We start from the raw sequence: 11,697 nt of genomic DNA, 5'->3' as shown, positions 1-11,697 counted from the left end.
ATTAACAAAGGTTCACTTTTAATTATTAACTTACACAAAAAAACCTATAGCCTCGAAATAAATTGAGACACAATGATGATACAGCCAAATACAAAACAGGTTGACATCAAAACCGTTCCCCCGGGTGCCCGAAACGGGTTTTCATAGGCCGGTTGCTTTCTTAGTACATAGACCATTGCCGTAGGCAGAAGGATAGCCAGAATGGCCAGGGCAACCGCCGCATAACCCAGGGCGGCGACAAAACCATCCGGAAACATAATGGCAATAATAACCGGTGGGATAAAGGTCACCAGGGCGGTCTGCAGCCGATGAATGCGGGTATCCGCCCTTTGCAATAAGTTGGCAAGATAATCAAACAGCCCAAGGGCAACGCCCAACACGGATGTCAATAACGCCAGATCAGAAAACAGGTACAGAATAGTGTGTACATTTTTATCACTGCTTAATGCTGAAATTAAATGAGCCGTTGCCCCGGTTGACTGACTGATTTGCAGTAATAAGCCTTCGGGCAATACCCCCATCACCGCCACCAGCCACAAGATATAAACCACCAGCGGGATCATGGTCGCTAACAGAAAAATAAGGGGAATATGCTGCAGCTGCTTCTTTTGATAAATGATAATGCTGGGAATGCCACCATGATAACCGAACGAAGTAAATATCACCGGCAGTGCCGCCAGAACCGATAGATACTCAACCCTCGCCGTATGTATCATGCTCTCATAACGCACCGAAGGTGCCAGTGACATCAGGGCAAGAATAAAAGTAACGATCATCAGGGTGAAAAAGATACGGTTAACAAGATCCACTGCCCGAGTGCTGTAATAAACAAAGGCTCCGGCAATCAGGGCAAAGAATATCACGCACAGTTGAGCGGAAGCTCCGGGAACCACTGATTGAGCGTACTGCGCCAGTAACGATCCGCCCCCGGCAAAGTAGGCAGACATCAATGCGTAAAAAAGCCCGAGAGGGGCAATGGCAGAGAGCACCTTCCCTATCCGCCCTAATGTTCTACTGGCCATGGTATACAAATTACAGCCAGGCTTGATGGCGACATTGGCCTCAAAGGCATAAAGGGCAGAGATAACCGCAAAGAATGCCGTCACCGCAAAAATAATCATAACCGGCATCAACCCGGTACTGGCTGATACCAGCGGCAAAGCAAGCATGCCTGCACCGATGGCCGTTCCTGACAAAATTAACGCACTGCCAATTACGGTGGAACGACTGGATTCAGACATAAGCAAGTACCTTTACTGAATATAAATTTCAGTGATAAAGATAGGGGAATTTAATGGAGATACCTGCCTGATTATGTCCTGCTGGACAAGGTAAGCCTCAAACGGAGGTAAATACTGCTTATCTCAGCGGCTTCTTCCAACAACAGCCGCCAGGGTACTCTGACAATCTGCAGAGCACTCGCTATTCAGCCTTGTCAGCCATGTCGGCCTCACGACTGCGCGCAGCTAATGATTGGAGACTGTCAAACCGCTTCTGTAATGCCCGTAACTGGACATCAACACTGGCATCAACAACGCCGATTTCACTCTCCATAATACAATCACCGGATGAGAGCCGGGGATCAGCCACAAGATCAATAAAACCAACGCCTTTATACTCCGCCAGAATGGTATTCAGGCGCGCCTGAACAGCACTGTACTGAGCAGATGGCACACGGATGGTGACATGTTTCTCATTTCTGACATGTTGCAGGGCATTTTTAACCAGGCTTATGGCCAGCTCTTCCTGATCGAATTCACCGATGATTTTTTTCACCCCGGAAAGCAGGATATTCGCAAGGGTATTTTCAATATCTGAGAGATAGTTGATCGTCCTGCTGACCACTTTCAACATGTGATCTGTCTGTTCAGCCTTACTTTCCGCCAAACCTTCCTGATACCCGCGTTTTTTTTCCTGCTCATAGGCCTGGCGGGCTTCCTCAGTAATACCGGCAGCCTGCTCCCGGGCTGCCTTAATAATTTCCTGGGCTTCAAGATAAACAACATAGTCGTCTGCCTTGAGCACTTTGCAGGTTGGATCCAGCTCCAGCTGGACATTATTCAGGATAACAGGTGCCGCCACTGTCGATTCACCTCTTTATGAGTTTTTACCAGTAACTTCACACACTGGGCTTTGTCCAGTCCCCCGGCACCTGGTGAACTCAAGGTCTTTTTCCAGCTGCTGGGCATTTTTAATATCAACCGTTGCCGAAAGGCTCCGGGTAAATCAGAAAACGCCGTGGCAATAACCTGTCGGCCATTCAGTTCCAGAAATGCTTTAAATCGATCCAGGTGTTTCCAGTCAATGAGTACACCGGGACCATTTTTTTCTGAAGCACGGCTGATAAACTGCGCTTTTTTCACGGTAAAGCGGTAGGCCTCTTCACCCAGGCATTTCTCCAGCGCCTTACGCTCATCACGACGAATCACTGACCGGACAGTGGCTTCGTTGAGAATCAGCCCGATGTACAAAGCCAACTGTTCAATTTCTTCGGCACTGGCAAATACTATCCTTTTATCCGGGCGATCAAAGTCATAATCAAACTGCTTGGCGATGCCAAACTTGCTCAGCAGGTAGTTTGACAGACTAAATTGTGCAGGCACACTGGTCTGAAGCGATTTCAGTAACTTGAAATGTTTATCCGATTTAAGCCAGCTAGCATGCACATAACGAACAGGAAAGAAGTTAAACTCAACCATATGATTGAACAGGCTTGTGCCATTATGTTCCTGAAAAACATTGTTACTGTTCATTGGTCATTTCACTCCAACCCCATACACTCCGATGAGTCACCATTGAACGGCGCATGCACTGTCCCACAAATAATTGTGGTCTTGAGCAAATCATCCGCTATTTACGATCACCCTTTTTTTTCTTCGACTTTTTCTTCTGTTCCATCATCCAGAAGAAATAGCCACCGGCTCCCAGGGCCAATAACAGCAGGAGAATCAAAGCATAGACAACGATGCGAATAACCCCTGCAGAACCTGGAGTAACATCGACAAACAGCACCGTCTCTGTTGATGGGCTGTCAAAGTTGCCAGAGTTCAGGCGGGTTGCCGGGAACAGGGAAACAGCGATCTTCTCCAGGGAAAGCCCCTCAATACTGTTTGCCACCAGAGTTTTTACTTTCGGCACCAGGCCCGCCAGTTCCAGCTCAGGGGTATACTTGATAAACACTGAAGCTGATGAGGGGTAGTTGACATCCGTCAGGCTATCCTGCTCCTGGGGCAATACCACATGAACACGAGCAGTCACGACACCATCAATCATCGACAGTGTGGACGAAAGCTCCTGTGACATGGAATAGGTATAACGGGCCCGCTCTTCTGTCGGGGAAGAAATCAAACCATCTTTAGGAAAAATATCACCGATCGACGAGTATTTTTCTTTCGGAAAACCAAGACTGCTCAAAATCTTGATAGATCTTGCAACATTACCGCTTTCCACCATGATGGTGACAATTTTGTCTTTATCCACCAGCTTCTCAGTGGGAATGTCATTATCAAGAAGGATGGCAAGCATTTCATTACCTTCTTTTTCATCAAGCCCTGAATAAAGCTCGACCTTACACCCCAGCAATAAAACACCGATGAGACACAGTAATGTAACCTTAAAGCTCTGGACAAACCCCTGTTTCATGACGAGCCAACCTTATGCACGTTAAAATATAATTACTCATACATTTAACGGCCAGTTGCGAAGAAAAATTATGATTTACCGAGTATAGTTTTAAAAGAGAGGGGCAATGACGATAGCTGAAGAAAAATCACCTTATTTTCCTTCAGCTTACAGAAAAGAAAAAATTACTGGTTACGTATCAGTGTGCCAGCATATTGAACCTTTCAAAGCCATACGAATAATCCAATAAAATCAGCTGACTAGATAGCCTGATAGACAACCATCTACTCTTTGTCTAAAAATGGTACACAATTCACGGTACACAAATCAGCAATAACTTCACTCTCTATATTATTATCGGCATAACTTCTGAAAACCCCTTTCGCCCTCGTAATAATATGGTTTTTTTTCCTGAGTGCCCCCTAACCTATTGCGGATAACCAAGCTTGGCTTCAACTTTCTACCTCTACCCTGAATTCGAGGCCCCTTACGGAGGCCAGTCGGCCAGATCACCAAGTCTCTTGTTTTTGATACAGCAAAACTCACCCAACTTCGTTCCCCATCAACAAAGGATCATAGACCAGCCTGGTATACCAACGGATTTGCTCTCAGCTCTGACTGCGGTTGTTATTTGCCCCACTTTGCCGCTTGGGTAATAGACGCCGCTTTACATTATCACGGTGGGACCGGCTTTATCTTCCCCCATTTTGACTATTCTGCTTCAGCTGGTCACAACCTCTCCGGATGCCAGAGGCAATCACTGCTTTATCTCCACCAGCGGTAAAAGTCCTGTCATCACTCCCGGGAGATAGGGATCAGCTCACTGCCAAATGCCATCGCCACATCTGAGGATAAAGCACGCCGCAGGCGGGTAAAACCATCCGTTCCAATATGAAACAGCAATTCCCGATAAATCCTGAAGCACTACACCCACGGGAGATACAGAAGAGGTAAAAAAATCATGCCCGCACAATTCTTCGCCTAAAATTGCATGTTACTTAATCATTGTCGTCGAGTCAGTCATGGGCACTGCTGTTCAGAAAAATGTCAGGCAATTCAGTTCTTCTTAACTTGATAAAAAAGGTATCAGAATGTTTCGACAACATTCCAGATCATCGTCCAAATAAATGCGTGATACCCTTTCCTAATTTTCTGAAATCTGCTTTTGCGATGATGCATCAAAAGTTCGATTCACTATTAGGACTCGATGAAGAGCGGCTTGATTAAATTTGCTGTCATAATCTTGAAAAGCTCTATCACGTAAAAGATGGCAAAGTTCCCTCCGATACCAGAATGAGAGAGGTTGTTGACCCGGTTAATCCACTCGGGTTGAAGGCACCGTTTAAAGAATTGTTTTCTGTCGTTCAGCGCAATGGTGCTCTGCAAGCTTATGCATTCCAATGTGGCAAGTTGAAAGGTCTTTATCTGCTTCCTATTGATGGCACGGGTCTCTTTTATTCGGGAACCTGCCGCTGTGATGACTGCTGCATTAAAAACGAGGGCAAAAAAAATGAAACCTTTTACCACAATATTATGGGCAGCTGTATTGTCCACCCATCCAGAAAAACCGTCATTCCTTTAGCACCGGAAGCAATTTTCCGACAGGATGGTTCCACAAAAAATAATTGTGAAAAAGCAGCAATAAGACGTTTTCTGGCGCAGGCAAAACATGACCATCCACGCCTGAAACTGTTGATTCTTCTGGATGGTCTATATGCGGATAACCCTACCATTGCTCTGATCAGAGAGTATGGCTGGCACTATATCATCGTGGCCAAAGATGGTAACCATGTGTCGCTTATTGAGGCCATGAATGCCCTTTATGACGAAGGCCAGGTTCACCACCACAAAATCGTTGATGAGAAAAATAACACGACTCATAAATTCCGCTACGCCAATAACGTTCCCCTCAATCTTCAGGATGAAACAGAGCGGTTTAATGCTCTGGATTACATTGAAATCGACAAAAAAGGGATCCAACATGTCTGGTGCTGGGTAACTGACCTTGAATTAACCGATGATACCGTTGAATCCGTGATGCGAGGAGGTCGTTGTAGATGGCGCATTGAAAATGAAACGTTTAATACCCTGAAAAATCAAGGCTATCAACTTGAACACAATTACGGTCATGGTGAAAAACATCTGGCTACGAATTTCGCCTACCTTACTTTTCTCGCATTCCTGGTTGATCAGATTCAGGAATTTTCTTGTCCAAAATTTCAGCAGGCTTTAAATAAGTCAAAGAAGCCTACACGAAAGCGATTATGGAGGAAAATTACCAGCTTTTTTCTCACGTTAATGATTGATAGCTGGGACAGTTTGTTTAAAGCCATTGCCTGTGGTGCTAAAGCACAAAAGATAGCTTTTGATACATCATGATTTGGCAAGATAGCCAGAATTTTTCAGGGTGATGATAGTTATTTTTCTTAGCAGCGAAAGCTGATGGCTCTCCTGTATTTTCAGAAATTATGAATATGTCAGTTTCTGCTTATGGCAGCTGACGTGCATTCATCGGGAGTAGCTGAGCACCAGAAGATCGTGAGATTGAAGGGGAATTGCGTTATACCATGATGGAGATGACAACTGCGTCAGAAGACGATTATCAAGAGTTTGTTGATGTTGTTTTTGAGACTGACTCCGTATAAGACTTTGAAGAGTTTATTTTTGACAAGCGCCGGATGGAAAAATATATAGAAGCTGATTTTTGATGGCGCTTTCGTAGATTGCTGATTACAGTTCCAGAACGTAATCAGCGCATCCAAGAGTATAGAGTTATAGGATACCGAATGCTGGCATATTGATAACGACTGACACAGTAAGTTACTCACTTTCTGGGTGTGATCTCTACTTCAGATATACAAGCCTGTCAAATATCACATTAGTGTTCCCACTCAAGAACTCCAAACCAGACATTACAGCAGATAGTGTATCCTACAAAATTCCCAGTTTCAGATAGTTACCTATGGGCAGCTTTCTGTCTTAAAAGCCACTCTCTATCCTCTTGGCTGATAATAGGCCTTATATTTCCAAATTCATCTTCATAAAGTATTGTGGTTACACACAGGGGATTGGTCGGTACTTTTTGCTTAGCAGGAGTACATCCAAGCGCATGAAATGTATTTATATCAGGTAAGTCGACTTCAATGTTTTTGAATATGTCTTCAAAAAGCTGTGCATTCGGATCAGCAACGATATTGAGGTTAGCTACTTTACGTTGAACCGTGCCGTCAGAGTATTTCACAGAAAACCTGTCTGGTAGCTCATAACGTTTTGCGGTGATGTAATCATTCACAGACAGCTTTTGAAGAATGATTAACTTTTCTTCGTCTGTTCCACCAAGATAGTATGCTTTGCCGGAAAGAGCGTATACAAAACCTGAGTTTGCATCATATATGGCCCATAAATTGAGAACGAGTTCGGCTTGCATCTGGTTGTTGATATCCTTCAGTTTTTAGAGGTCAAAAAAGCAATAATTCTAAATTGATCGGTAGAGAATGGCGGATCATGAGGACATGAACCCTGTTCTGTCAATACCTTGCCGGAGCGCTATGAAATTTCGTATTTCCCAGTCTCGATGTTGACTTTATCTCAGGGTATAATGCCCAATTTATGAACTCATGGATGCGCGGATGGTGCACGAAATAGATGCAATAGACCTTTTCTGCGGGGTTGGCGGCTTAACCAGGGGGCTACTTGATGCAGGTGTTAATGTTCGTGGAGGAGTGGACTGTGATCCTGCCTGCCACTATCCCTATGAGAAAAACAATAAAACCCAGTTTATAGGGGCAAAAATTGAGGACTTGCACGCCGACGAATTACGCTCATTGTATCGAAATAACAAAATTCGTCTATTGGCGGGTTGTGCCCCCTGCCAGCCATTTTCAAAATACAGCCAGGGCAAGGATTCCTCCAAAGATGGAAAATGGGGATTGCTTTATCATTTTTCTGAACTGGTTGAAGCACTCAAGCCAGAGTTGATAACAATGGAAAACGTCCCTGAAGTCGTCAAACACAGTGTCTTTGATGACTTTGTGAGTGCACTTAAAAAGCTTGGTTACTTTATTGACTTCAGGGTGCTGGATTGCAGGCATTATGGCCTGGCGCAGTCACGCCTGCGTTTAGTGCTGGTGGCATCCAAGCTGGGTGAGATTAAAGTTCCAGAACCTACACATAGTGAATCCTCCTTTGTAACAGTCAAAGATACAATAGGTGGTCTGCCTCCGCTTAAGGCTGGAGAACAGCACCCGCATGATCGTCTTCATATTTGCTCTCGTTTATCAGACCTTAACCTGAAAAGAATTCGTCAATCGAAGCCTGGTGGATCTTGGAGAGATTGGGATCCTGAGCTTGTTGCAACCTGTCACCAGAGCGAAAAAGGTAAAACGTACTCAAGCGTGTACGGTCGTATGAGTTGGGAGGAGCCTGCTCCTACTATGACAACTCAGTGCTTTGGATTTGGGAATGGTAGATTTGGGCACCCAGCACAAGACAGAGCAATATCCTTACGTGAGGCAGCGATATTTCAAAGTTTTCCTCCTGACTATGAGTTTGTACACCCTGATAGCCCCGTTTATATTAAGGTCGTTGGACGACTTATCGGTAATGCTGTCCCCGTCAAGCTTGGGCAAGCTATAGGTAAAACACTTATTGAGCATGTTCGCCATATCAACAATCAGATTTAGTAAACGACCTTCGCAGTTTTGTTAAACTCAATACTCAACATTGTTCGTGACCGCAAAAAAATGGCAGAATAAGTTCTATATAGACGACAGATGAATATTTTTTAGTATTTTACCTTGTGGGAAAAGTGCTGTTGGATTTTTAAGAGCGCAGTATGACCAAGAGCTAACTCTGCCTATTTCCCGCATTTATCTCTTTTATCTGATCTTCCTTCGTTCAGCCAATTCCTTGGAAAACCCATGACAGATCAAACCGATATCTATGCCACGCCTGAGCCTGGTCAGCTTGTAGAAGTCCGTAGACGACAATGGATTGTGGCAGATGTCAATGCATCGGAAGCTCATGACTTCCCCGGAGATAAGCAGCATATGGTTTCTCTGAGTTCTATTGAGGAGGATGCAGTTGGCGAGGAGCTAGAGGTCATTTGGGAGATTGAGCCAGGGGCTCACATTATTGAAAGGGCCGGCTTACCAGAAATCACCGGCTTTGACGATTCTGCAAAATTGGAAGCTTTCCTGGATGCGGTTCGTTGGGGGGCAGCAACCAATGCCGACCGTCATTTTCTTCAGGCACCTTTCAGAAGCGGAGTCAGTATTGAGGATTTTCAACTTGATCCATTAGTCAGGGCCATTGAAATGGCGCGAGCCAACCTGCTGATAGCTGACGATGTAGGATTGGGTAAAACCATTGAAGCGGGCCTGGTTATTCAGGAACTGTTGCTGCGACATCGAGCACGAACGGTTCTGGTGGTTTGTCCTGCCTCTCTCCAGGAAAAGTGGCGAGTGGAAATGCAGGAAAAGTTCGGTTTGGAATTTAAAATTGTCGACAGTAACTATGTCAGAGACATCCGCCGGAAGCTTGGAATTCATGCTAACCCATGGACGTCTTTCCCCAGACTGATAACCTCCATGCATTGGGCCAAGTCAGGAGAAGGCCTGAGAACAATGAAAGATATTCTGCCTCCTCATGCAGAATACCCTAGGAAATTCGACATTCTTGTAGTTGATGAGGCTCACCACATAGCGCCTGCAAGCTCAACTCATTACGCAATGGAGAGTCAAAGAACTCGTTACATCCGATCCATTGCACCTCACTTTCAGCACCGGCTTTTTCTCAGTGCAACTCCGCACAATGGCTATACAGAATCCTTCACCTCTCTTTTAGAGCTACTGGATAATCAAAGGTTCGCCCGCACCATTGAACCGGATGAAGAGCAGTTAGCTCAGGTTATGGTCCGGCGGTTAAAAACAGACATCGTAGATGCTGATGGAAACAGGGTTTACCCCGTCAGAAAGCTGCATACACTCGAAGTAGCCTATTCCAGTAGTGAAAGGGACATTCACGCCACGCTTAAGGCGTATTGCGATAGCCGTGCGAAAGCTGCCAGAGAAAATGGCTCAATCAGTGGAACTGAGTTTATTCATAAACTGCTGAAAAAGCGCCTGTTCTCCTCCCCTGCTGCCTTTGCTTCCACTCTGGAAAAGCACATACAGACCATTGAAGGTAAAACCGATCGCACCGAGCGAAATACACTGGATGAGCGTATCTTGAAAAAACGAATCCAGAAAGCACAGGAGGATTTTGCTGACGATGAAGAATATGAAGCTGCCCAGGAAGAAGTTGTAGAAGAGGTTGGTAAACGAGCCTTACCACTGACAGCTGAACAGAAGCTTTTGGTGTCTGAAATGCGTCATTGGGCGCAAGATATGCGCAACCGGGTGGACGCCAAAGCTAATGCTATTCTGGATTGGGTTGATTCTCATCTAAAAACAGATGGTGAGTGGAATAATGAACGAGTCATTCTTTTCACAGAATATCGCACGACCCATCAATGGCTGCACCAGCTGCTCAGTAGCCGTGATCTTGGTGGTGATCGGTTAAATATCATCCATGGCAGCATGGATCATGATGAGAGAGAGAAAATCAAAGCAGCTTTTCAGGCTGATCCTGATGTATCCCCTGTAAGAATCCTCCTGGCAACGGATGCTGCATCGGAAGGTATCGACTTACAAAACCACTGTCGCTATCTGGTCCATGTTGAGATCCCCTGGAACCCCAATGTTATGGAGCAACGCAATGGCCGGATAGATCGACATGGCCAGCGTCATTCTGAAGTTCATATCTGGCATCCGGTAGATAGCCAGTTCGATAAAGATAATGTGAACCGTAACATCAACGTCAACAAACTAGAGGGGCAGTCTGAGTTTCTGATGCGAGCAGTCAGAAAGATTGATGCAATGCGGCAGATGTTAGGCAGTGTGGGGCCGGTGATTGAGCAGCAAATTGAAGAGGCTATGCTCGGCAAGCGGCAGGATCTGGATACCCGGGTGGTAGAAAAAAAGGCTGAGCAGAGTCAAAAGCTGATCAAGTCGGAGCGTCAGCTTAAAGAAAAGATTGCCAACCTGCATGCAAAAATCGTGGAAACTCAGAACGAATTCCATATGAAACCGGAGCGCATCGCAGAAACCGTGAAGACGGCCTTAGCACTGGCGGATAAATCAGCTTTAACTCCTGCCACTCTACCAAATACACCTGAAGGCAGTGTCTATAAAATGCCTCAGCTATCAGGGTCATGGGCCAAATGCTGGGAGGGGCTTCGTCACCCTCATACGGGATCTATTCGCCCCATTACATTTGATCACGCCGTAGCCAAAGGTCGGGATGATGTTGTGCTGGTTCACTTGAATCATCGGCTGGTACAAATGTCATTGCGTTTGCTCCGGGCTGAGGTATGGGCGCATGAGGATGTTAAAAAGCTGCACCGAGTAGCTGTTCGCTCAATCCCGGATGATCAGTTAAATTCGCCAGCCGTTATGGTGGTATCCAGACTTGTCGTGACTGGAGGTAACCATCACAGATTACATGAGGAACTCACCTTCTCAGGTGGTTATATCAAAGATGGGCGATTCGCAAGAGAACGTGGTGTGGGTGTTATTGATACCTGGAACACAAATGCCAGGCCCGCTCCAGTTCTGGATTCAGTCCTGTCTGCCCTGAAAGAGCGCTTTAAAAAGAATGAAGGCTCTATCATTCAAGCTTATGAAGCTCGATCCCGTGAGCGCTTGAAGGGGTTAGAGGGTACTATCACAAATCTGAAGAAAAGAGAAATAAAAAATATTACGGCAGTGCTGGATGAGCTGGAACGCGCCATTAAAGCTGAGCTGAAAAAAGATGACGATCCTGAGCAGTTTTCGTTGTTCTCTGAAGATGAGAAAACGCAGCTACGGAAAGATAATGCCGCGCTAGAAGCCCGTTTGGCCAAAATTCCTGAAGAAAAGGCTCTGGAAGTCGCTGCCATAGAGCAACGATTTGCTGACCTTACCCACAGAACATTTCCTGTCGCCATTATTTTTATGGTGCCAGAATCCATGCTTTCGAGATAAACAGTAGCGAGAT

The 11,697-nt window shown here is 45.5% G+C and carries 8 protein-coding genes; 3 read left to right on the top strand and 5 right to left on the bottom strand.

The genetic code is table 11. The features are described from left to right. Positions 1-44: 44 nt before the first annotated feature. The 4 genes from ACO6V1_RS03615 to sctJ form a co-directional block, all read right to left on the bottom strand. Positions 45-1,241, bottom strand: a complete 1,197-nt coding sequence (locus ACO6V1_RS03615) for an amino acid permease (RefSeq protein ID WP_422465832.1) — start codon at positions 1,239-1,241, stop codon at positions 45-47. A 181-nt stretch (positions 1,242-1,422) separates the two neighbouring features. Further along, complete coding sequence (locus ACO6V1_RS03610) at positions 1,423-2,082, bottom strand: HrpE/YscL family type III secretion apparatus protein (protein WP_209199951.1); 660 nt, start codon at positions 2,080-2,082, stop codon at positions 1,423-1,425. Next, a complete protein-coding gene (locus ACO6V1_RS03605) occupies positions 2,061-2,753 on the bottom strand; it encodes a SctK family type III secretion system sorting platform protein (protein ID WP_422449519.1) in 693 nt (230 codons plus the stop codon). The genes ACO6V1_RS03610 and ACO6V1_RS03605 overlap by 22 nt, the downstream gene beginning before the upstream one ends. A gap of 97 nt (positions 2,754-2,850) precedes the next feature. After that, positions 2,851-3,642 carry a type III secretion system inner membrane ring lipoprotein SctJ gene (gene sctJ, locus ACO6V1_RS03600; RefSeq protein WP_101745963.1) on the bottom strand — a complete coding sequence of 264 codons (792 nt, stop codon included), beginning with the start codon at positions 3,640-3,642 and terminating at the stop codon, positions 2,851-2,853. A 1,272-nt stretch (positions 3,643-4,914) separates the two neighbouring features. Between sctJ and ACO6V1_RS03595 the strand changes: the two genes are divergently transcribed. Then, the gene (locus tag ACO6V1_RS03595) at positions 4,915-6,000 is read left to right on the top strand and encodes a transposase (RefSeq protein WP_422465829.1); all 1,086 of its coding nucleotides are present in this window, start codon (positions 4,915-4,917) and stop codon (positions 5,998-6,000) included. Positions 6,001-6,577: 577 nt separating this feature from the next. Here ACO6V1_RS03595 and ACO6V1_RS03590 read toward each other — a convergent pair. Continuing rightward, positions 6,578-7,048, bottom strand: coding sequence for a hypothetical protein (locus tag ACO6V1_RS03590; protein WP_422449523.1), 471 nt, complete (start codon positions 7,046-7,048; stop codon positions 6,578-6,580). Between the two features lie 202 nt (positions 7,049-7,250). On the opposite strand from ACO6V1_RS03590, the gene ACO6V1_RS03585 reads away from it, so the two are divergent. Continuing rightward, positions 7,251-8,303, top strand: coding sequence for a DNA cytosine methyltransferase (locus tag ACO6V1_RS03585; protein ID WP_422449525.1), 1,053 nt, complete (start codon positions 7,251-7,253; stop codon positions 8,301-8,303). Between the two features lie 237 nt (positions 8,304-8,540). Beyond that, complete coding sequence (gene drmD, locus ACO6V1_RS03580) at positions 8,541-11,684, top strand: DISARM system SNF2-like helicase DrmD (RefSeq protein WP_422449527.1); 3,144 nt, start codon at positions 8,541-8,543, stop codon at positions 11,682-11,684. Positions 11,685-11,697 lie beyond the last annotated feature (13 nt).

The sequence above is a fragment of the Endozoicomonas sp. ALC013 genome, from assembly GCF_049310205.1.
Taxonomy (GTDB): domain Bacteria; phylum Pseudomonadota; class Gammaproteobacteria; order Pseudomonadales; family Endozoicomonadaceae; genus Endozoicomonas.
Note: the sequence above shows the minus strand (reverse complement) of the source record. Positions and strands in the feature narration are given on the sequence as shown.